This is a genomic window from Pseudoalteromonas sp. US3C1004, from assembly GCF_048401065.1.
GTDB classification, from domain to species: Bacteria; Pseudomonadota; Gammaproteobacteria; order Enterobacterales; family Alteromonadaceae; genus Pseudoalteromonas; species Pseudoalteromonas undina.
In genome coordinates, this window is record NZ_CP183073.1 from 2526473 (window position 1) to 2550364 (window position 23892).

At 40.8% G+C, this 23892-nt stretch carries 15 protein-coding genes; 4 read left to right on the forward strand and 11 right to left on the reverse strand.

Going from position 1 to position 23892, the window contains the following annotated elements; translation table 11 throughout:
* Nucleotides 1-3 precede the first annotated feature (3 nt).
* The 3 genes from ACNSN3_RS11840 to ACNSN3_RS11850 form a co-directional block, all read right to left on the reverse strand.
* Nucleotides 4-1842 (reverse strand): DUF294 nucleotidyltransferase-like domain-containing protein, encoded by a 1839-nt coding sequence (locus ACNSN3_RS11840; RefSeq protein WP_418607466.1) that lies wholly within the window; start codon nucleotides 1840-1842, stop codon nucleotides 4-6.
* 140 nt (nucleotides 1843-1982) lie between these two features.
* Complete coding sequence (locus ACNSN3_RS11845; RefSeq protein WP_010387613.1) at nucleotides 1983-3707, reverse strand: sodium:solute symporter family protein; 1725 nt, start codon at nucleotides 3705-3707, stop codon at nucleotides 1983-1985.
* 10 nt (nucleotides 3708-3717) lie between these two features.
* Nucleotides 3718-3981 carry a DUF4212 domain-containing protein gene (locus ACNSN3_RS11850; RefSeq protein WP_008464847.1) on the reverse strand — a complete coding sequence of 88 codons (264 nt, stop codon included), beginning with the start codon at nucleotides 3979-3981 and terminating at the stop codon, nucleotides 3718-3720.
* 449 nt (nucleotides 3982-4430) lie between these two features.
* Between ACNSN3_RS11850 and ACNSN3_RS11855 the strand changes: the two genes are divergently transcribed.
* Nucleotides 4431-7871 (forward strand): PAS-domain containing protein, encoded by a 3441-nt coding sequence (locus ACNSN3_RS11855; protein ID WP_418607468.1) that lies wholly within the window; start codon nucleotides 4431-4433, stop codon nucleotides 7869-7871.
* Nucleotides 7872-7913: 42 nt separating this feature from the next.
* On the opposite strand, the gene ACNSN3_RS11860 is transcribed toward ACNSN3_RS11855, so the two are convergent.
* The 3 genes from ACNSN3_RS11860 to ACNSN3_RS11870 all read right to left on the reverse strand — a co-directional run bounded on the left by ACNSN3_RS11860 (nucleotide 7914) and on the right by ACNSN3_RS11870 (nucleotide 12149).
* Complete coding sequence (locus ACNSN3_RS11860) at nucleotides 7914-10517, reverse strand: DUF2339 domain-containing protein (protein WP_418607470.1); 2604 nt, start codon at nucleotides 10515-10517, stop codon at nucleotides 7914-7916.
* 76 nt (nucleotides 10518-10593) lie between these two features.
* Nucleotides 10594-11493 (reverse strand): GGDEF domain-containing protein, encoded by a 900-nt coding sequence (locus ACNSN3_RS11865; protein ID WP_418609068.1) that lies wholly within the window; start codon nucleotides 11491-11493, stop codon nucleotides 10594-10596.
* A gap of 71 nt (nucleotides 11494-11564) precedes the next feature.
* Nucleotides 11565-12149 (reverse strand): YqaA family protein, encoded by a 585-nt coding sequence (locus ACNSN3_RS11870; RefSeq protein WP_016900491.1) that lies wholly within the window; start codon nucleotides 12147-12149, stop codon nucleotides 11565-11567.
* 188 nt (nucleotides 12150-12337) lie between these two features.
* On the opposite strand from ACNSN3_RS11870, the gene ACNSN3_RS11875 reads away from it, so the two are divergent.
* Nucleotides 12338-13573, forward strand: a complete 1236-nt coding sequence (locus tag ACNSN3_RS11875) for a TMEM143 family protein (protein WP_418607472.1) — start codon at nucleotides 12338-12340, stop codon at nucleotides 13571-13573.
* A 62-nt stretch (nucleotides 13574-13635) separates the two neighbouring features.
* Here the strand turns inward: ACNSN3_RS11875 and ACNSN3_RS11880 are convergent, their stop codons facing one another.
* The 5 genes from ACNSN3_RS11880 to ACNSN3_RS11900 all read right to left on the reverse strand — a co-directional run bounded on the left by ACNSN3_RS11880 (nucleotide 13636) and on the right by ACNSN3_RS11900 (nucleotide 21085).
* Nucleotides 13636-16776, reverse strand: coding sequence for an efflux RND transporter permease subunit (locus ACNSN3_RS11880; RefSeq protein ID WP_418607474.1), 3141 nt, complete (start codon nucleotides 16774-16776; stop codon nucleotides 13636-13638).
* Between the two features lie 8 nt (nucleotides 16777-16784).
* Entirely contained in the window at nucleotides 16785-18014 is a 1230-nt protein-coding gene (locus ACNSN3_RS11885; RefSeq protein WP_418607475.1) for an efflux RND transporter periplasmic adaptor subunit, read from the reverse strand.
* Entirely contained in the window at nucleotides 18011-19264 is a 1254-nt protein-coding gene (locus ACNSN3_RS11890; protein ID WP_418607477.1) for a TolC family protein, read from the reverse strand. The genes ACNSN3_RS11885 and ACNSN3_RS11890 overlap by 4 nt, the downstream gene beginning before the upstream one ends.
* 172 nt (nucleotides 19265-19436) lie before the next feature.
* Nucleotides 19437-19751, reverse strand: coding sequence for a hypothetical protein (locus tag ACNSN3_RS11895; protein ID WP_418607479.1), 315 nt, complete (start codon nucleotides 19749-19751; stop codon nucleotides 19437-19439).
* Nucleotides 19752-19939: 188 nt separating this feature from the next.
* The gene (locus ACNSN3_RS11900) at nucleotides 19940-21085 is read right to left on the reverse strand and encodes an iron-containing alcohol dehydrogenase (RefSeq protein ID WP_138570388.1); all 1146 of its coding nucleotides are present in this window, start codon (nucleotides 21083-21085) and stop codon (nucleotides 19940-19942) included.
* Nucleotides 21086-21270: 185 nt separating this feature from the next.
* On the opposite strand from ACNSN3_RS11900, the gene ACNSN3_RS11905 reads away from it, so the two are divergent.
* Together ACNSN3_RS11905 and ACNSN3_RS11910 are read left to right on the forward strand one after the other, a co-directional pair.
* Nucleotides 21271-22149 carry an AraC family transcriptional regulator gene (locus tag ACNSN3_RS11905; RefSeq protein WP_418607480.1) on the forward strand — a complete coding sequence of 293 codons (879 nt, stop codon included), beginning with the start codon at nucleotides 21271-21273 and terminating at the stop codon, nucleotides 22147-22149.
* A gap of 129 nt (nucleotides 22150-22278) precedes the next feature.
* On the forward strand, nucleotides 22279-23859 hold the full coding sequence (locus ACNSN3_RS11910; RefSeq protein WP_010387591.1) for a diguanylate cyclase: 1581 nt from the start codon (nucleotides 22279-22281) through the stop codon (nucleotides 23857-23859).
* The last annotated feature ends 33 nt before the right edge of the window (nucleotides 23860-23892 follow it).

Genomic DNA, 23892 nt, shown 5'->3' on the forward strand with positions numbered 1-23892 from the left:
TTGTTACAAACTCCCACGCGCAAATTTAAACGCCGCGCCTTGCTGCGCTTGCTTTACTAAGTAAAACGCTTCTTTAAGCTGATGACGTTCTAACGAATTGAGTTTGTCTGGGTTAATGCAATTACTAGGTAACCCTTCTTCGTTTATTTGCGTGCGCAGCCGAAGCTGAGTTAAAAATCGCCAACAATCTTTTAAATTATAAATATCTTCTTTGCTTAATAGTGAATACTTTAATAAAGCATCCAACCTCTCTTGGGTGTTAGCACGGCGAATGCCTACTTTTAATGCATAAAGTCGCGCTAGATCGTTAATGATCACCACCCCACGCTTTTTAAGATCGATGTACTTATGGTGTTGCTCTGTTTTTTCGGTTTTAAAGTTATTGAATAAACCAATCGGCGCACTGTTAGCGTTAACATCGCTGGCCATTGCCGCATAAAAAAGATCATTGCGAGAAATATGGGTCAACTCTTCACAAAACTGGCTATAAAGCGTAGTTGAGCCTTCAATAAAGCGCAGATCAAAAAAGATTTTACAGTTGAGCATTGCCTGAGGTGTGGGACTGGTGATCCACTTTAAAAACTTCGCCCGCCAATCACTAACACTCATTCGACATGCATCACTGCTGGCCATAATGTTACCAGGGCAACGACGAATGCCGCACTCAACTAAGTTTTCACAAACAAATTCGCCCATCTGTTTAAAATATGCGTGCTGCTCATCGTTTAGACCATCAGGTAATAACAAGCCATTATCTTGATCTGAATGCAGTGTTTGCTCTTCGCGCGCTTGAGAGCCAAAACAAATAAAACTAAAACTGGTTGGCGCCGCGCCATGGTGTTGTTGAAATAAAAAAATTAGCCGCGAGGTCAACGCATCGGTTAAACCACTGAGTAACTTTCCGATCAGCGAAATATCATCAATATTATTTGAAAAACCTTTTAATAAGTCAGGAATTTCTTTCGCGTAACGTTTTAAATCAGCCACATTATGGGCCTTGTAAATACGACCAATTAGCTGCACTGGGTCGCTTTTTTGTTGGCGTAGTAAGTCTGTACTGGTGATCATTCCTAGCGGTTTATGATTTTCGTCAAGCACAGGTAAATGATGAATATTATGCTTAAGCATTAAGTGCAGCGCTGAAAATACGCGGTTATTTTCAAATATAAACTTAGGCTTATTGGTCATAATACTATTGATAGCTTGCGCGGGATCCACTTCATCAGCAAGCACTCGGTTACGTAAATCCCGATCTGTAACTACCCCAACAAGATGCGAATTTTCGGTGATCATCATTGATGAAATCCTATGCTCTTGCATTTTTTTAGCACTATGACGGATGCTGGCATCGGGGGGCAGCGTAATCGCTTTGCGAGTCATGATCTCTGATATTTTACGCTCAGACCAACTATCGTTATTACTTTTATAATGTGATGACAGCAATCGATTAGCATGAGCACGAACAAAGTATTGCTCGAATGCTTTATATTCTCGACGTAAGTAATCAAAATCCGTTTGGTCGAGCATATAGACAATGCCCTCTTTTTGTACTTCTAAACTGTTTTGTATTGAATCTCCCGTCAGTAACGAAGGGTAACCAAAGTAATCACCTTGAGTTAAACGCGTTACCGTATCGCCTTGAGCATCCACTAAATCGTATAACCCGGAACGAATTAAAAATAATTTAGGCTGTTCACTGTTAAGCCATTGCGTTTGGTTTTCTCGGGTCAAATAAATACTATCGAGATGGTTAACAAAATAACTGCAGGCGCTGTCCTGTAACATTGAAAATGGTGCTTGTTTGTTAATAAACTGCGCGACTTCCTGTTGCTCACTACTCATAAATCATCCTCAATAAAAAAGCGACTTAACCTGAAATATGGTTATTTAATATAGCGATTATTTAATGTAGTCATTATTTAAACAAATAAAAAGCCCGACTTAAGTCGGGCTTTGATGGGTTATATCATTAGATATATGGATTAGTGAGCATGCGCTTCACTAGACCCTTTAGGATTACGAATACCTTCAACCATTTCTTGAATTTCAACTGGTGTCGGTTGAGTCATTTTCATAACACCTGCAGCTACTGCAAAGTTAATGATCATGCCTACTAAACCAATCCCTTCAGGTGAAATACCTAAGAACCAATTTTCTGGGCTATTAAGCTCTGGACTCACAAACTTGAAGTAGATGATGTATGCAGCAGTAAAGGTGATACCCGTTACCATGCCTGCAATTGCACCATGTTTATTCATTGATTTAGAGAAAATACCCATAATAATTGCAGGGAAGAAGCTCGCCGCCGCTAAGCCGAAGGCAAAGGCAACAACTGAGGCCACAAATCCTGGCGGGTTAATCCCAAAGTAAGCGGATATTACAATAGCAATCATCGCTGCCAACCTCGCTGCAAGTAATTCTTGCTTGTCGGTTATATCCGGTTTGAGTGTCCGTTTAAGTAAATCGTGCGATACTGAGGTTGAAATAACCAATAGTAAGCCCGCTGTAGTCGATAGCGCCGCGGCAATACCACCTGCTGCAACGAGTGCAATAACCCAGGCTGGTAAGTCGGCTATTTCAGGATTCGCTAGTACCATAATATCGCGGTCAACATTTACTTCGTTTGCGCTATTAGGGTCAGTGATTTTACCTGATGTGTAGAACATTTTGCCGTCACCATTTTTATCATTAAAGGTGATTAGGCCTGTGCGTTCCCAGTTTTTGATCCAAGCTGGTGCCTCTGCATACGCTGTACCACTTCCGTCTTTACCATTTATTGTGTCAATCATGTTTACACGGGCAAACGAAGCTACTGCGGGTGCTGTTGTGTAAACAATAGCAATAAACACCAGTGTCCACGCTGCTGAAATACGTGTGTCTTTTACGCGAGGAACAGTGAAAAAGCGAACAATTACGTGTGGTAAACCGGCTGTACCCACCATAAGAGCACCTGTGATTGCAAATACATCAATCATGCTCTTAGAACCTTCAGTGTATTGGCCAAAACCAAGCTCAGCACTTAAACCGTCAAGTTTATCCAATACATACATTCCAGAGCCATCACTTAGCGTGGCACCAAAACCAGTTTGTGGGAAAAAGTGACCTGTTGCCATCATAGAGATGAAAATAGCCGGTACTAAATAAGCAAACACTAGTACACAGTACTGCGCAACTTGCGTGTAAGTAATACCTTTCATGCCACCAAGTACGGCATAGAAGAAAACAATGATCATACCGATGTACACACCGGTTTCAATTTCAACTTCTAAGAAACGAGAGAACACTACACCAACACCGCGCATTTGACCCGCAATGTAAGTAAAACAAATAAAGATGGCACATAAAATAGCCACTAAACGCGCAGTACGTGAGTAGTAACGGTCACCGATAAAATCTGGCACGGTAAACTTGCCGAATTTACGTAAGTAAGGCGCTAAACACATAGCCAGTAGTACATAACCACCGGTCCACCCCATTAAGTAAACACTTCCGTCGTAACCCGCAAACGAGATAATACCCGCCATTGAAATGAACGACGCAGCACTCATCCAATCCGCAGCAGTTGCCATACCATTGGCTAGTGGAGGTACACCGCCACCAGCAACGTAGAATTCATTTGTTGACCCAGCACGAGCCCAAATTGCAATACCGATATAAAGCGCAAAGCTTAAACCGACAATTATAAATGTGAGTATTTGAACATCCATTGACTAGCTCCTATTCGTCTACGCCATATTTTTTATCTAACGTATTCATTTTGAAAACGTACACAAAAATCAAAGCCACAAAGGTATAAATCGCGCCTTGCTGGGCGAACCAGAAGCCAAGTTTAAACCCAAAAAAACGTACTTCATTAAGTACATCAACCAGTAATATGCCAAAGCCAAAAGAGACCACAAACCATACTGCTAATAATTTAAACAGTAATGAAATGTTTTCTGCCCAATAAGCTTTTGCTTGTTCTTCATTTTTAAAAGCCATTTTTATTTTCCCCTTTAAACATCACGATTGTGATGGGTGGTTTTTTATATTCGTTAACCAATTTAGCAATGCAATTCAAATATTGAATTGCGACAATAGTCGTAACAACATATTAACGTTTTCGTAAACTGCGCATGATCAATTAATAAACAACTCATGAACCACTTAAATTTCAGTAGCTTAATAGATTTTTATTGCTCAAGTTTTTAGCCAAATTAAAACAAACCGTGGGAATAAGACATTAGTCTAACTAAATAGACAAAAACAAATTAACCCTTAATTATCATAGCTTTATTTTATTTATAGATAACATAAACAAAATGTATACCCCCTACTTTATTTGCAGCTAGGTATTGTTAATAAGCAAACTCCAACTGGCGCTCGCATCTTGAAATAGTTTGGGTATAGTTATGACAAATTATAAAAACACTCTACGAGGTTAAATAAACATGACAGCTGTACTACTCATTGTTGCCTTTGGCTACATAGGCGTGCTGTTTTGGCTGGCAAATTGGGGTGATAAGACCACCCCACTTGCCAAGCGCATTAGTCATCATCCATTTGTATATTCATTTGCATTGGGGATTTATTGTACTTCGTGGACTTACTATGGCTCGGTAGGCACCGCTGCTACTAGTAGTTGGAGCTTTTTGCCTATTTTATTAGGACCCGCCTTACTGTTTTTTTTCGGCCAAGGCTTTTTACGTAAACTGGTATTAGTGAGTAAAAAACAAAATATCACCACTATTGCCGACTTTATTTCAGCGCGTTACGGCAAACGCCAAACCACCGCTATTATGGTGACCATTATTGCCTTATTAGCCACTATTCCTTACATTGCATTACAATTAAAAGCGCTTAGTTCTAGCTTTTTACTTTTGCAAAATAGTAATCAAATATCTGGGGATATTTTGGCGTTATCAGCCACTTTAATGATGGCACTATTTGCTATATTTTTTGGTACGCGCAAAGTTGATGTAACCGAGTACCGCTCAGGCTTAATGCTTGCTGTGGCGTTTGAGTCGCTAATAAAGCTGTTTGCTCTGGCTGCTGTAGCAGGGCTTGCAATATATAGCTTATTTAATTTACCCGCAGAAAGTTCTGGCCAAGTCGCCGAGTCAATTTGGCTGCATTGGGCGCAGTTTGACTTTTTTAGCTTTAACTTTGTAGGTCAGTCGCTGATGGCGGCGGCCGCTATTATTTGTTTGCCACGGCAATTTCATGTCACCGTGGTTGATAACCAAGATAAGCGCCATTTATTTACTGCTCGCTGGGCTTTTCCATTGTACTTGTTATTGACCGCTGCAATGATTTTACCTATAGCCACCGCTGCTATTCATCCAGAAATTGGTCGTAGTTTATCACCTGACAGCTTTGTACTGGCACTGCCTATGCTGCACGATAACGCTTTTTTAACCACCTTTGTGTTTATAGGTGGGCTTTCTGCTGCCACAGCCATGATTGTTGTTGCAACGCTTACGCTAAGCACCATGATCTCCAACGACGTGGGGCTACCCTTAATGTTGCGTCGTAAATTTAAACGTAATTTAATCACCAGCAGCTATAAATCCCGTATTTTATTGGTGCGCCGCTTTACCATTGCTGGGGTGCTTATTTTAGCCTACTTCTATCAGCAATGGTTTGGTAGTGGCAGTGCGCTGGCCAGTATGGGGTTAGTGGCTTTCTCATTGGTGTCGCAATTATTGCCTGCTATTGTGGGTGGGTTATATTGGCGAAAAGGTCATGCTTACGGCGTTTATGCCGGGCTACTCGCAGGAGTCATTTGTTGGGTGCTATTTTTGATGCTACCTATTTTAGAAGCCCCTAACCCACTAGACAGTGAGCTACAGCAAACGCTTATAACTAGAGGCACCTTAATTGCGTTGTTTGCTAATATTGGCTGTTATATTAGCTTTTCCTTGGGAGCTGAAGAGCGCTTAATTGATAAAATTCAAGCGGCAGCATTTGTTAATCCCAAAGATCAGGCCATTTTATCTCGTCGCTTAAATAAAAACGTAAAAGCCACGGTATACGACTTTAAAATTTTGCTACAAACCTTTTTAGGCATTCAACGTAGCCAACAAATTTTATCGCATTACGCACTCCATCACGATTTAAACGACAACAATGCACACCCTCGCGCTGATTTTATTGCCTACTGCGAACGCGCACTAACTGGTGTATTGGGTGCTTCCTCTGCGCAAGCACTTATTCATACAGTATCATCTGGGAAACGCATGGCGTTTGAAGAAGTGGTAAACTTTTTTGATGAAACCACACAGGCACTGCAGTTTAATCAAAACTTATTATTTACTTCACTAGAAAACTTAAGCCACGGACTCTCTGTTGTAGATAAAGATCTTAACCTCGTTGCTTGGAATAAGCGCTACAGCGAAATGTTTAATTACCCTGAAGGTTTTTTACAAGTTGGCCAGCCCATTGAAGAAATAATCCGTTATAACGCAGAGCGCGGTGAATGCGGCCCCGGTGAAATCGAGCGCCATGTTGATAAGCGTGTTCAGCATTTAAAAAATGGCAGTTCACATCACTTTATTCGCCATCGTCGTAATGGCCAAGTTTACGAAATGATAGGCAACCCACTGCCTGATGGGGGGTTTGTAACAAGCTTTTCTGATATTACCAATCATATTAGTACGCAAAATGCGCTCGAAGAAATCAATATGGACTTAGAAAACCGTATTGAAGCGCGTACCCAAGAGGTGCAAACCATTAATAGTAACCTGCAAGCACAAATCGATAGTCGCGTACAAACAGAGCAAGCACTTACTTTAGCCAAGCGCGAAGCTGAGCAAGCGAATGATAGTAAAACTCGCTTTTTAGCACTGGCTAGCCATGATATTTTACAGCCGCTCAATGCGGCACGATTATATCTCGCCGCCATTGATGAAACTCAGTTAGATAGCACCAATAAAAATAACTTTAATAAGCTAGGTGATAGCCTCGATTCCACCGTGCATTTAATGTCGGCTTTATTAGAAATTGCCAAGCTAGAGCAAGGGGCGATGACCCCAAATCCTCGTCACTTTTGCATTGATGATATTTTAGATCCCCTTAAAAGCGAATATGCGATTTTATCGAGCGATAAAGGACTTTCATTTAAAGTGCGTTCAAATAAACAAATAGTACACAGCGACATTACTTACTTGCGCCGAATACTACAAAACTTGCTGTCTAATGCGATTAAATACACCGAAAATGGCCGTGTATTAATTGCTTGTAGAAACAGAAAACACAGTTTACGGATTGAAGTATGGGATACCGGCCCTGGCATTAGCGATATTGAACAAGCAAAAATATTTAACGACTTTTACCGAATTGAAGCGGGCGATAATAAAGGCGTTGGCTTAGGTTTAGGGGTGGTTAAACGTATGGCTGATTTATTGAGCCTGCCGATTGATGTGGTTTCATTACCTAATAAAGGCAGCCGATTTAGCATTGAAGTGCCTTATGGTGATGCGCAATTAGTACAGCAAAAACAAAGCAGTCAAAATATAGTCGACAACCGCGCCGCGATAAATATTATTGCCGTTGACGACGATCCTGAAAACCTTGCCGCCATGGCCAGCCTACTGAAGCGCTGGCAGGCAAATTACACCCTATTCGATAAAGTAGACGCGGTGTTAACTTATGCAAAAGAACAGAGAGCACCTGATGTTATTTTAATGGACTATCAATTAGGTAATGATTGGGATGGGATTACTTTAATTAAAGCGCTACGCGAGATTTGGCAAAGCGATATTCCGGCTATTTTAATTACCGCTGTGCGTGACACCGAGCTAAAACAAACCACCAAAGCCGAAAATATTCATTACCTGAGTAAGCCAGTAAAACCAGGCAAACTTAAAGCACTGCTGAATCACAGTACTTGACGATTAATAAGAGTTTAAGCCCAGTAAGTACTGGGCTTAAACTTAACTATGACTGCGCTTTCTGAGTTTTTGGAACAACCAACTTAGCCCTACCAGCGACAGCCCTAAACCAATGAAGGACAATGCTTTTAGAAGTCCCGTTAAGTTTGCCATATCAATTAAAAATACCTTAACAATTACAGCGCCAAGAATACCAAGACCAACATTTTGCAGTAACCGTTGCTGTTTTAAATGCCCGGCTATCACGACCAGTGCGCCGAGTAATAACCAAATAACCGAATAGCTATATAGTTCGGCGTCACTGGTTGCTTTATCAAGATAAATGAAGCCACCTTGCCAATATTGGCGGATCAAGGTATTGATAGCTAACAGGGCTAATAAACCAGACACTCCGAGTGTAATTTGACTCAATTTAGCATTTAACGATTTAACTAAACTCGCTAACCATAACGCCAGTAGGCTCGGTACCAACCAAATTAAAAGTATCCAGTTAAATATTGGTGTTTCACCAACATAAAGACGCATTAATAACGGATTATTATCCAGCGTTGTATTGATTAATAACAAGCCAGCTAACGCTGATAAAATCAAACCTGCAGTGCGGTATAACTTACCCAGCTGCCCTGCACTTTGCGCGCGATATAAATAAACGCAGCCTAAAGCAAGCAAGTTACAGCTGAGCAAAACTTGCTCATAAAAACTTAAAGAAAACAACTGAGGGTAGTGCCCTACCAGTTGATAACTGGTTTCGGTTGTCACAAATAACGCTAAACAATGCAGTGCCGCCCCCTCTAACCATATTTTTAGTTTTGAAGTATTAAAACATTTAGCCGCTGCAAAAAATAACCCAATACACAGCGGGTAAACAACTAAGCTCCAATGCAAACCAAAGATAGTTAGATCATCATAACTAGGCGTCCACGGCGATAAGGTAAGGCGTAAAAGTAATGCCGCCACAAGGGCTTTTATTGGCCAGTGTGGCATAGCCACACTGTATTTTTTTATTAATAAGCTCAGCAGTAATACTTGAACAGCCAGTGCAATGGTAAGGCCGCTATCGCTCAGTAGCATAGTAATTGCTAAAGTGATATTGGCGTTTGCTCCCACCCAATAACTAAAACGTTGCCATAAGGTTGTATTATTTTGCGTAAATTTAATTAACACCGCACTCATTAAACATAACAATACCGCCCAAAGTGGATAAGCGGTTGCTAAAGCCGTATTTGGGATCATCGCATACAAAGTGCCAACTAATGCAAACACGCTTAATGAAGCAAGCAAATGAAAAGCTAATCGTTTTGGGTATTTATTACCAAAATAGAGTCCATAGCCACTTAACCCCAGAGCAAGTAATAAGCCTAGCCCGTATTCGTTTTTAAAAATAAATAACGCATCATCAAAGGTATAAGTTTGTTTAGCACTGACCACTAGTAACAGCGCAATCACTAAAGAAACCCCTTGCCATGCATCCCAACGGCTATTTTTTAACACTAAAAATAGTAACAAAGCGATGCTTAACAACGCCACGATTTGCCATTGTAAATTAAACAAACTCAATAGCATGGCAATCATTAAAGGCGCCATAAAGGCCAGTAATAATCCGTGATCTGGAAATAAGTTAACTAATCGTTTGAAGCTGTGCGGGCGCACTTCAAGGGTATTAAAGCCCAAGCCTAAGCGTGCAATAGCGATTAAGCCTAAAATACTTAGTAACGCATAAGCGCCTATTAACCACACTGTGTCGTAGTTAAATAGAGTGAGTCCAACCAAGTACCAGCCTATATGCCCTACCCATAGTAAATACCACAACCACACTCGCTGTACTTTATGTGCCACAACCGCTGCGGCAACACTCACAAGGGCAACATAAATAAGTAAAGAAAATAACTGACCACTGCCCGTATTTACCCAAATAGGAACACTGTATGCGCCTATAATGCCAATTACAGCAAGTAAAGGACCTAACTTAATCGCCATTGCACTGGCGCAAAGAGCAATCACTGCTAAGCCAATAAATGCCCACTCAGCACTTAGCATGGTAAAGCTGTTATAGGCCAAAAACATTAAGGCAAAGCAAGTCATAAAGCCGCCACTGGCAAGGGCTGCAGGAATGTAATTATTAAAGCCTTCAAAAACAATACGTTTATAATGTAAATAATACGCTGCTGCGATTAAGCCAATGCCAAATAATCCACCGGCACTGAGCCTCATTGCAGGTGAAAGTAGCCCCGCCTCTAAACTGTATTTGGCTAAAAACACGCCACCTAAAGCCAAAGCAATAGCACCAATCCAGGTCATCCAGTTTTGTTCAAAGCCTGCACGTAATTGTTTAAAAAGCAGTTCAATACTCGATGGCTTTTTAATTACTGCTTTACGTGGTGGCGTATGTTTAATGCTCGCTGGTTTATAAACAGAGGCAGGAATGTCTGAGCGGTTTTGAGCTTTTGCATTATCTGGTTGTGTGTTTACAGAGGGAAGTTCGCTAGGGACTTTATTTGGGTTTAACTCATACTGTGATAGTTTGAATTTTAATACTGCAATCTCTTGTTTTAAGCCGTTTAATTGCACTAAGGCAACTAAACCACATACGCCCCCTGCAACAATCGCAATAGATATAATGATTGCTAATCCGATTAACTCATCCATACAGTCCCTTTTTTATTTTACAAAACAAGTACCCAAAAATATCACAAACAAAGCTTATACTATAAAATTACGATGTTTAAGCAACCTCAAGGCGATCACGGCCTGCTTTTTTAGCGCGGTATAATGCTTGATCAGCACGTTTCATTACATTATCAAAGGTCTGATCGCTTGTACGATGTGCAATACCGATACTGACCGTTAAAGAACGCTGATTGTGTACTGTAATAGTACGAGCCGTCTCTAGAATAGTCTGCGAAAAGTTAAGTACTTCATCAAGCTCATAACTAGGCAGGTAAGCGGCAAACTCCTCACCACCTATACGAGCAAAAATATTTTCATCTTTAAAAAGACGATTCACTTTATCAGCAAACTGTTTAAGCACCTTATCGCCCACATCGTGGCCATAATCGTCATTAATACGTTTAAAGTGGTCGAGATCTATAATTAAAACAGTGTAAGGATTATTAACAACCCCCTTCACATGCTGATAAAAGCAGCGACGGTTATACACTTTAGTTAAATCATCCATAATAAACTCTTGCGCTAACCGGTTGTGCATTCGCTGCATAAAGTGCATGGTTTTAAATAAACCATAAGCGGTAATTAGCATACCTAATGTGCGACATAAGTCTTCTACGTAATTGCTTATCCAAAAAGGCTGACGTATCACTTCATCGAGCACATCGGCAGTAGAGCCTACAATCCATAGCATTAAACCGATACTGACATATAAATACGCTTTTTTAGCTAACCGTGAACATTGCACTACAAAAAAAATAGCAAAAATCACCACTAAATTAATAAAGTCAGTGGTAAAGCCATAGAGGTTTTGGGTTATGTCTAATGGGTGAAAGTACATCAACGAAAAAATTGAGAAAGCGATAATAAACGCCAGCGTCATCAAAATTAACAGCTTATTTAATCTGGTAATTTTAACAAAATGGCTTAACTTTAGACTCACTTTTTCCGGGTTCATCATAGGCGATATTTACATTATTTTTATAATTACTATTAAAAACTATACCACAAATTATAAAACGGATTGATTTATATTAGTGTGCTGACAACCCAGCCAATAGCAACTAAAATAGTTAACCCAATCATGGTTTTAGTTTTATGTTTACTGATAAGTCGCTCAGCTTGATTGCCTGCATAATATACCACTAACGCTAATCCAAAATAGCGTATAGAGCGCGCAATCGCAGATGCCACTAAAAACAGTGCCAGCGAATACTTAGTTGCACCAGCGGCCAACATCGCAATTTGAAACGGAATAGGCACAATACCTAAGCTTAATACAAACCAAAAACCTTGTGCCTGCATTTTTTGCTTAACGTTTTCAAACTGCTCAGGGCTTGAGAATGTGTTGATAACCCAATCGCCAATCACATCAAATAAATAATAACCCAACGCATAACCAAACAACGCCCCAATAACACAGCCGATTGTGGCCATAAGGGCAATTTGCCACAGTTTTTCACGCCTTGCCTGCATTAATGGCACCAGTACTGCTTCAAGTGGAATGGGCACTATGGTGGATTCTAAAAATGAGGCAAACGTAATACCGCTGAGCATATTTTTAGACTCAATAAACTGACGCGTTTTTTGCTTTAGCTTTTTTTGTATAGCCATTAAACATCCTTTTAACTACTGAGATTAATATTTTTAGCGGGTACTGGCATCATCGCACAGTTAGGTTAATCTAACCTGAAAATATAACGCCTTATTATTTATAGATTTAACATTGGCAAAATAGTAATACTTCCCAGAGTACTTTATTATTGCTCAATGCCATTATACTTTTCTGACAATTATTAATTATGCGAACTGCGCGTTTTATTCCTTTTAGAAAGCAAGATATCATAGGCATGTGCAGCCAAGAGCTTGCCGATAGTGCACAACAAACCTCTTTCAAACAGTTTTGCGACGTGCTCGCCAGCCTGATTCATTATAATTACCACTCAACCCTTGAGTCACTAAAAAACAATTACGCACCGTTTGATCCTAATAGCGACACTCGCTCGTTAGCTCCTGTCTCGAAGGAGCAAAAAGCCCAGTGCCAACGCGATTTTGCTAAAGATTTTGCTAACGTATTAAATGCGGCTAATTTTGAAGTGATCACCAATGAAGACCTCCAAGATGCACTCAACGAAGAATCGCTTTTTAAGGTACGCCTAGAGGTAGAGTTTGACGACTTTGAAGAAGTGGTCTTTTATCGCAGAGGCGAATCGCAACTCACCGAAACCATAACCAGCTTTTGGGGGTTACGTAAAAAGCCACTGCATTTTACCAACTACGACCGCGTAGCGGTATTTATTCGCTTTAAAGATAAAGCCTATTTTGAATCAAAAAATAAACTACCTATGGGGTTTGAGCCCAGCTCAACCATAGTAAAACTATTTCAAAATGTGCCAAAAGCTGACTTAGAAATGCTATTTCCTAATAGCGAAGTACGAATGCGCCCTATTGATAAAGTGATTATTGGCTCGTCAGCACTTATTGGCGGTGCGGTGGTGTTAGTTACCAAACTGGGCGCCTCATTACTTTTATTGTTTGCTTTGTTTGCATTTTGGGGAGGGTTTAGTGATAAAGTCGTTACCATGACTCAGCAGCACTTTATTACGTTAGCCATTGGTATTGGTGTATTTGGCAGTTTTGTATTTAAAGAGTGGAGTAAATTTAAAAACCGTAAAATTAAATTTATGAAAGCGCTGAGCGATAATCTTTACTTTAAAAACCTAGATAACAACGAGGGTGTTTTTCATACACTAATAGACGCCGCCGAAGAAGAAGACATTAAAGAAGCCCTACTCGCTTATTCATTTTTACTAAAATCTAAAAATGGCTTAAGCGCTCACGCACTTGATGAGCAGATAGAGACGTGGTTTAAAAGCAAGTACCAATGCGAGCTAGATTTTGAAATTAGCGACGCGCTTGAAAAGCTTGAACGTATGCATTTAGTAACTTGCACAAACACCCTATATAACGCGGTAAATCTAGAGCGCGCAAAAGCCATATTAGATGAGCGCTGGGATAGCCTATTTCAATATAACTAAGCAACTCCTTACTTAACAAAAAAGCAGCTGACACTTCAGCTGCTTTTTACGTTATTACCTAATTAGTAATTAGTTTGCAGCTTTTTAAATTTTGCATGCACTAATTTATAAAGTGCTGGTAAAATTAACAATGTGAGCAAAGTGGATGACATAATTCCACCTACCACCACGGTTGCCAAAGGCCGTTGTATTTCAGCGCCAGTACCGGTATTTAGCGCCATAGGTATAAAGCCTAAACTTGCCACAAGCGCGGTCATTAGCACTGGGCGTAATCGCTGCAATGCCCCGCTGTGTATTGCATAATATAAGCTTAACCCCTCATTTCGTAATTGCTTAATGAACGACAACATCACTACACCGTTTAATACCGCAACTCCACTTAGCGCAATAAACCCCACACCCGCTGAAATAGAAAGCGGCATATCTCGTAGCAATAATGCCAATACCCCACCGGTCAGTGCCAGTGGTACACCACTGAATATAATGAGTGAATCACGCAGCGATCCAAAAGCACTATAAAGTAAGCCAAAAATAAGCAATAAAGTCACAGGCACTACCAACGACAAACGCTTACTCGCCGATTGTAATTGCTCAAACGTACCGCCGTATTCAAGCCAATAACCGCTGGGTAGGTTAAGTTGTGCGTTCATAGTCGCTTGGGCATCTCTTACAAAGCTGGCTAAATCGCGTCCTGTTACATTCGCTGTTACTACCACATTGCGCTTGCCGCTTTCGCGATTTATTTGATTAGGGCCTTTTTCAATACTAATTGTAGCCACTTCTCCAAGCGGTACAAATGCAAGCTCAGGGTTACTACTTTTAGGTAACGCAATAGGTAAACGCGCAAGCACAGAGACATCATCAGACCAACGCTTATCTAAGCGTACTAATAACGAAAAGCGCTTATCACCCTCATAAATTAGCCCTGTTTGCACCCCACCAACAGCAGCGGCAAGGGTTTGTTGAATGTTGTTTACGGTTAATCCTAATAGCGCCATATGGTCTCGCATTGGGGTAACAGAGAGTGTAGGCAAGCCCTCCATTTGCTCTAAACGTACATCAGTAGCACCGGTAATATTTCGCATTAAACCAGTGGCTTTTTCGCCAAACTGTTTAAGTATGGCTAAATCATCACCGTAAATACGCAGCGCTACATCGGCACGCACACCGGCAATTAACTCGTTAAAGCGCATTTCTATAGGCTGGGTAAATTCATAGTTATTACCCGGTACCTCATTCACACGATGACGAATTTGCTGCACTAACGCGTCTTTACTTAGTGACGGATCTGGCCATTGCTCACGCGGCTTTAACATTAAAAAAGTGTCGGCAACATTAGGTGGCATAGGATCGCTGGCTACATCCGCGGTGCCAATCTTTGAAAATACGTTTGCAATTTCAGGTTGCTCTAATAAAGCCTGCTCCAACTGCTTTTGCATTTGCACCGATTGTTCGATACCGGTGCCAGTAATACGCAACGCATGCATTGCAATGTCACCTTCATCTAGCTGCGGTAAGAATTCGGCGCCCATATTTTTAACTTTAAAGCCAAGCACTAATACCAAAACAGTGGCAATACTCACCATCAGCCACGGTAATTTAAGCGATAAGCTAAGCAGTGGCTTGTAGATTTTTTTAACGCCACGCATTACTGCGTTTTCGCTTTCATCTACTTTACCACGCACAAATACGGCAATAGCTGCTGGCACAAAGGTGACAGCAAAAATAAGTGCACCTATTAACGCGGCAACCACGGTAAACGCCATAGGCTGAAACATTTTTCCCTCAACACCACTGAGCGCAAATAGCGGTAAATACACCAACATAATAATTAAAATACCAAATACTGCGGGGCTAAACACTTCTTTGGTGGCTGAAGTTACAACCTCTAAACGCTCACTGAGTGTAAGTAAGCGGCCATGTTTATGTTGAGCCATCCCTAATTGACGAAGGCAGTTTTCAACCACAATCACCGCGCCATCAACAATTAATCCAAAGTCGATTGCACCTAAGCTCATTAAGTTACCCGAGACTCGATTACCCACCATGCCAGTAATAGCAAATAGCATACTCAGCGGAATAACCATGGCGGTAATAAGCGCACCAGTGATATTCCCAAGCAATAACAACAGAATGACGATGACCAATACCGCACCTTCAAACAGGTTTTTTTGTACTGTGGCGATGGTTTTATCAACCAGATTGGTGCGGTCATAAACAGGCTCAATAATAACCCCTGCAGGTAAACTTTTTTGTACTTGTATAAGCTTATCAGCCATGGCTTTGGCAACCACACGGCTATTTTCACCAATTAGCATCATCGCCGTGCCTAATACGGTTTCCTCGCCATTATAAGTAGCCGCGCCAGTTCTGAGTTCTTTTCCTAAGTATACATTTGCCACGTCTTTAATTCGTACAGGAGCATCATCACGCTTAGCAATAACGGTGTTTGCTATATCCGCTAATGTTTTTAATTGCCCAGGTGAGCGCACTAAATATTGGCCGTCAAAGCGCTCTATATAACCGGCTCCGCGATTGCTGTTATTAAGCTCAAGTGCACTAATAACATCCTTGATTGTTAGCTTATAAGCGATGAGCTTTTCTGGTATGGGCGCAACTTGGTACTGGCGCTCAAAGCCACCTTGGCTATTTATTTCGGTTACGCCTTTTACTTTTAAAAGCTGCGGACGAATAACCCAGTCTTGTAAAGTACGTAAATCTTCGGCGCTGTAAGGCATACCATCACTTTTTAACGCATCGGGTTTTGCATGCACGCTATAGGTAAATATTTCACCTAAACCACTGGCAATAGGTCCAAGATTTGGCTCAACATTATTAGGTAAATCAGCGCGAATACTTTGAATACGCTCACCAATTTGTTGACGCGCCCAATAAATATCGGTGCCTTCATCAAAAATAATGGTTACTTGAGAAAGCCCATAGCGAGAAAGTGAACGGGTATAGTCAAGCTTAGGAATACCTGCCATCGCCGTTTCGACTAAGTAAGTAATACGCTGCTCTACTTCAAGCGGCGTAAAACCAGGCGCTTTAGAATTAATTTGCACTTGTACATTGGTAATATCGGGTACAGCATCTACCGCTAAGTTTTGGATGTTATACACACCAAACCCAGCAAATAAAAATGTCAGTGCCAGTACCATCATGCGGCGTTTAACCGCAAAAGAAACAATCCAGTTAATCATGGTACCTCCTAGTGTGCGTGACTTGCGCCGCTTTTTAAAATATCGGCTTTGATCACATAGCTATTGGTTGTGACGTACTCGCTACCAGGGCTTAAACCCGCGATGACTTCAACCCACTCACTACTTTTTGCGCCTAAAGTAACTGGGCGTACTTCAAACACATTATTTTTACGCACAAATACACTCGCCATGCCGTTAAACTCTTGAATAGCCTCAGGCTTTACACGCACGTTAGCATTAACCTTATCGATACTGACATCAGTATTAACATGCATGCCCGGACGCCAATGACCATCAGGGTTATTAAGCGCTATACGGGCACGTGCAATGTGCCCGCCGGTCATCATAGGCGCTATAAAAAACACCTTACCTTGGGCGGTTAAATGATGATGTAAATCGTACACCGTGGCGCTTTGACCAATGGCTAGATTTTCGATGTTTTCAGGAAAGGCTGAGAGCTCAACCCATACTTTATCAAGGTTCACGACTTGCATTAGCGCACGAGTACTTGCCAGTTCGCCACGCTTTAAATATTGTTCGGTTACCACACCGCTAATAGGGCTTTTAATGCTGTAGTTTTGCAAAGTTTCGCGATTGGTGACGCTGGCCAGTACATCGCCTTTTTGAACGGTTTGACCAATACTGACAAAAATATCGCTGATCAATCCGGTATATGGCGCCATAATTTCTACTGTGCCATGCTGTGTAGGTGTAATAACACCGAACAGCGTGTCGGAAATATCAACCTCGCCGCTTTGTGCTATCTCTGTTTTAATGCCCGCGCCTTTAATTGCTCGCTCGCTAAGCACAGTTTGGCCTTCGTGCTGAGAGTACTCAAAGCTAACGCGCTCACCTTTATAATTGGCAGTAATCAAAAGCTCAAATGAATGTGGCTCATTTATCGATTGCGTGCTAACAAGGTACTCATTCTCACGGGTAAATTGTATTTTTTGCGGCGCTTCTACTAAGCGTTTTAAGTTCATTTCTATACTTAAATCGTTTATATCTACCGGCTGTTTTTGCTCATAACCATATACGCGCAGCTCAACTTTACCTGCCAATTCTTGCAGCTTTAACTCAAGAGTGAGCTTTTCGTTGGTTAATAAAAAGCCGCCGTGTGGACCTTGTTTTTGGGTTTGCTCTGTTTGGTCATGTTCTGCTGAGGCAAATACATGTGTGCTTGTTAAGCTAGCTACAAACGAGAGAAATACTAATAATGCGATAAAAGTGTTGTTCATGATTGAAAAGTCTCAGTTAAAGATTGGCCAGTTAAACGCTCAAGTGCGAGGTGGGTCTGATATAACGCTGCATATGTGTTAATCAACGCGCGTTTAGAGTCAAAAAGGGCTTGTTGAGCATCGAGTAATTGCAACACCGAAATTTGTCCGCGTTGATAGCTTTTTAAGCTTTGCTCAATGAGTGTTTGGGCTTGGGGAATAACTTGCCCAGATAACAACTGTGCCTGTAACGTCTTACCTTGGTAATAGGCGTACAAAGTACGAACTTGCTGACGTAATTGAACCCGTAACTGTCCTTGCTGCTCACGTAACAATGCCAACTGACTATTAGCCGCTTCAATATTACCGCTATTTGAGTTACTCAATTGCAACGGCATTGAAAACGAAAACAGCAACGAACTGGTATTGTTTTGCTGGTTGTAGCTCACGCCTGCACCTACATTAATGTCACTTTCCCCATTGGCTTTTTGCAGCGTTAAGTTAGCCGCTTGCTGTAAGTATTGCTGCTGTAACATAGCAAAGTCAGGGGCTTGGTTAACCGCATTGAGTAACGTTTGCTCAGATTTAAGCGGTATTAGGGTAGTCATATTTCCTGCTAAATCCGTGTAGCCATGTTGCTCACTCCACAGTTCATTGAGCGATAAACGTGCTCGCTCAAATTCGCTATTTAGCTTCGCTTTATCAAGCTCAACTTGGCTTAGTGCATAACGCATACGGGTTACATCCGCTTGCGATACAGCGCCGGCATCAGCTCGTTGCGTTATTGCTTTAAGTGCTTGGCTTACAACCTGATGTCGTTCGCTATTGAGAGAAAGTAAAGTTTGAAATTTAAGCGCCTCGTAATACCGCTCACCGGTGGTTGCCAATAAGGCTAAACGGGTATTTTGATATTGTATTGCTTGGGCTTTAATGTTTGCCGTAGCGTAATTTATACGGCTTTGGCGTTTATCTCCAAGCTCTATAAGCTGGCTAAATGCCAAGGTTATTTCAGCGTCTTGCACACCACGTGCATCGTTTGTCCCCAGCAGATTTTCAGCTTCTATATTTAAGATAGGGTTAGGCGAAAGAGCAGCTTGAGATTTAAGCGCGCTGAGTATTTTTTGATGATAAGGGTAGCGTTTTAATAGCGGATTTTGTTGCTCGGTATTTATCAACGCTTGTTTTAGAGTTAGTGTTTTAACATTTGCAAACGCACTAAAAGCAGGCAGCGTGCACAGCATCACCACCAACATAATTGATTTTTTATTCATATAACTTGTCCGTTTTTAATAAACAGAGTTCACTTGCAAACCATTCACAACCTACGCAAAAGATAGCGACAGTGTAAATTGCTCAGCAATCTAAACATGCCTATAACGGCCCATAAAACACTTATGTGTAGGCAGCTAAAAGCACAGTAATTAATTGAAATTAAATTAAGAACTAGCTAAATGAATTCGGTGGCGGTACGTCTGGTGGATAATGTAAGCCGTGATAGCATATCGCTAAAGTTGGTTTACTTTTCTCGGGAGTTATTGAGTGATTTGAGCTGTGGCTATAGCCACTGTGGCAATGCTGGTGGGCATGTATTTCTGCTGTTGGGGCGCTGTCGTTATCATCAGCAGTTTCGCTACTTTGCGAAAATGAGCTATTTATGTGGTCAACGTCTTCTTGTAAATGGTACGCGGCGCCATCACAGCTTATAAAGCTATGCACAAGCACAAGTAACATTACAATTAAAAAACGATTTGAACGCACAGTTAAACGAATTCCCTATTGAAACACACGATTAGATAAGCTCATTACTCATCTAAATATTATTTTCTTCAATACTGTACCTGAAAACATCAAAAAAAGTAATGCAGCAAAATAAAATTTTATTTCATTCAATCTTATTTTGCTGCAAAAAGCCGCTAACAAATGTTAGGGGTCGAGATTAATCATTATTAAGCAACCGCTTGCTCTAAAATTTCACGGCTTTCTTTTAACGTAATAGCTTGGTTTTCACCAAGGGCAACCATGCCATGCGCTTCAAGCTTGCCAATAATATTATCAATGGCAGCCGCTTTGTCATCACCATGCTCAGTAAGCTCAGTGGCTACATCAAGACTGTGGTAAAACGCTTCAATTGCTTGAATTGTTTGCTCTGCTAAATCATCTGTTTGTGCAAGACCAAATACGTTTTTACCCATTTGTTCTAGTTTTGCTTTTTTAACTGTAAATTGGTTGCGCAGTAAAGAAGGCTGAACAATAGCCAGTGAACGTGCATGATCAACTCCGTAAGCAGCTGTAAGCTCATGGCCAATCATGTGGGTTGCCCAATCTTGCGATACGCCAGAACCAATTAAGCCGTTAAGTGCTTGGTTTGCAGCCCACATAAGGTTTGCACGCCATGCATCGTCTTGGTTTTCAAAGTTATCACCCAATGTTTTAAGCGCTTTTAACAGTGCCTCTGCATAACCTTCTTGAACAAGTGCACCTTCTGGGAATGTTAGGTACTGCTCACAGGTATGTACCCATGCATCTACTAAACCATTTACAAGCTGGCGCTGCGGTAATGTTTTCATTACATCAGGGTCCATAATGGCAAATTTTGGTAATACTTCTGGAGATGCAAACGGTAGTTTTTGCTTCGTTGCTTCTTTGCTTACCACCGAGTTTTGGTTAGATTCAGAACCTGTAGCTGGTAGCGTTAATACGGCACCAATAGGTAATGCGCTGGTAATTGTGTGCTTACCTGTAGGGATATCCCAACCTTCGCCATCATATACAGCAGATGCTGCAATGTATTTAACGCCGTCTATTACAGAGCCGCCGCCTACACCTAATACGAAATCGATGTCTTGTTCTTTACAAATTTTTACTGCTTGGTCTAACACTTCAATTGTTGGGTTAGCACCCACGCCCGAAAACTCTACCCAATCAAAACCTTCAAGTGCTGCTGCAACTTCATCGTATACGCCGTTCTTTTTAATAGAGCCGCCACCGTACACAACTAATACTTTTTGATCTTTTGCGATCAAATCAGTAAGTGCGGCAATTTGTTGCTGACCAAATTGAATTAAAGTGGGATTTACGTAGCTAAATTTCATTATTTTGCTCCTAAAGGGGACGGTTAATTACTAAGCACCTTATCAATTCTTAAATAAATAAAGTGTTGATGGATGCATAATAGTGGCATAGCACATATATAAAAAGCCTAATAGCTACCAAAAGCTTGCCTAAAACTATCAGCGTTGTTATTTTACGCCAAATACCGTTAATTTAAGCCGCTCTTATGACAACCATCGCCACTTTGTTACAACAATACGCAGAGCATAATAAGTTGCTCAACTTTGAAGGTACCATGGAAACAATTATTCCAGGGGTGTACTTTCATCGCGCCACCAAAAGCTCAGCGCGTCAGCCGCTTATTTATAATTCAGGTATTATTATTGTTGGCCAAGGACATAAAATTATTCACTTCCCTGAGCATCAAATACAGTATGGTGCAGGCGATTATTTAGTACTGGGAGTGCCCGTACCACTAGAATGTGAAGCGTTTACTGATAACGATTTACCAGTAATGGGTATAGCAATTGATATAAACCCAGCCATGCTGCACAAACTGGTTAACCAAATGATGCAACATAAGCCTATTTTAACTCCTTTAACACAAAGCGGAGCCGTACAAAGCGCCACTTTAGATTTAGCTATGGAGCAAGTTACCCATCGACTGTTAACAGTGTTAAACGATCCGCTTGAGGCTGAGGTATTTGGTGACGATATAGTTAAAGAATTAGTATATAGGGTGCTGTGTGGCCCTCAAGGCAACACTTTAATTGGACTTGCAATGCACGATGGCCATTACGCACGCATAGCGCGTACCTTATCAACATTACATAGTGATTATGCAAGCCCTATTACCGTAGAGCACTTAGCTGAAGAAGTGAACATGAGTGTGTCATCTTTTCATCGTGCCTTTAAACAAGTTACGTTTGAATCCCCTTTGCAGTATTTAAAAAAAGTGCGTTTAGCTAAAGCAAAAGAATTAATAACCACCTCTGGCAGTAAAGCAAATGAGGCCGCATTTAAAGTAGGTTACACCAGTGCGTCACAATTTAGCCGTGAGTTTAAACGCCATTTCAACAAAGCCCCCAGTGAAATACATGTGTGATTAAAACTAACTTACTTTTGCGCAAGTCATTATTTAAATACTTTATCATTAGACTTTGTTAATATGACTTAAAAGTATTCGTCTACTTAGTAATGATATATTGTACGATAAAGACAAGGAGTTTTTAGCATGTTAGGCGCTCAGGTGGTTAGGTTTAGCATTTTTATATGCGCTTTTGCTATGCTATTTAGTAGCGTTACTTATGCGCAAGAACGTTGTCAGCTCAGCTCAAGAGCAACCAATACTTCGGTGTCTTTATCCAAAGAAGTTGCCTCAAATATTAAACTTAAAAATGGTATTAATCATCTTGAATTAAGCTGTAACTTAAAGCAAGGCGGGGTATTTTCATTTACTCGCCCTGCACTTAAAGACTTTTCGTGGCAGCAAAATTCAGCATATAAAACACCTTTAAAAACCAATCAGATGGCAATTTTAATGGACCCAGGCGTTTTTACTGCACAGCTTATGATTACCACTTCTGCGGCTTATACCCCACGCTTTACTTGGTCAGATACACAGCCTTTTGTCGAAAAAATTCAACGCTACAACCTTATTTTTGGCATTTTTTATGGTCTTTGCGCCACGCTTATTTTTTATGCACTAATTATAGGTCACGGCATAAAAGACCCTCTTTTTAAACTGTATGGCATTTATATTTTTTGCATCGCTAGCTTTATATTCTTTCAAGAAGGACAGCCTTATTTATTTACACAACAGCACTACTCTGCGTACGTTAGCCATTTTTATACGTTAAGTATCGGTTTAACTATAGTGAGTGCTACATGGTTTATGAGCGCTATATTGGAGCTACCTAAGTACTTTCCTAAGATAAGTAATACACTAAAAGTAGCCGCCTTATGCGTACTGACTTTATGCTTACAAAAAATAGCGCTCGATCTACCACTTATAACCAATATTACCTCTGCAGTAACAGGCTATTTATCATTATTTATTGTCATCACTATTTTTATCCTCAGCGCCATACAAACAAAGTACGGTGTTAATGAAGCAAGCTTGGTATTTATAGCACTGGCAAGTGTGTGTATTAGTATGATTTTTAGGGTACTACTAACCGATTACAGCCCGTTCATTCAACGCTATGGATTTGTTATTGCGTTTACAATTGAATCTTTATTACTTGCTATTGCAGTCGGTAGACGAATTCAAAGATTGAGTTATGCAAAAAAACAGGCTGAACGACACGCTAACTTTGATCATTTGTGCCATATATACAATCGTCGCGGATGGAGCTTAAAAGCAAACGACTTACTAGCAGAGCATAAGCAACGAGGAGGCGTTTTGTGCTTTTTATACATAGATTTAGACCGTTTTAAAGCAATTAATGATACTTATGGTCATGATGTGGGCGACAAAGTACTGTGCAAAGTTGCAGAGTCTCTTAGTCAACATATGCGCAGTGAAGATGCCGTTGGTCGCTTAGGGGGCGATGAATTTGTGGCCATGGCATTGTTTAATAGCAACGAAAAAATTAACCAGCGAGTTAACACCTTAGAACAAAAATTAAACCAGTTAACTATAGAGCATCAGGGCCATACCATTTCTATTTACGCCAGTGTTGGGCAAACTAGCTATACTCAGCCACCCGATAACTTAGACACAGTTTTAAAAGCAGGTGATGAAGCAATGTATAAACAGAAATTGCAAAGAAAAGCAAAGCAAGCTGAAAAAATAGTAGTAGCCGCCGTTTAAAAGCATAAAAAAACGTGAGCTAGCCAGTAAGGC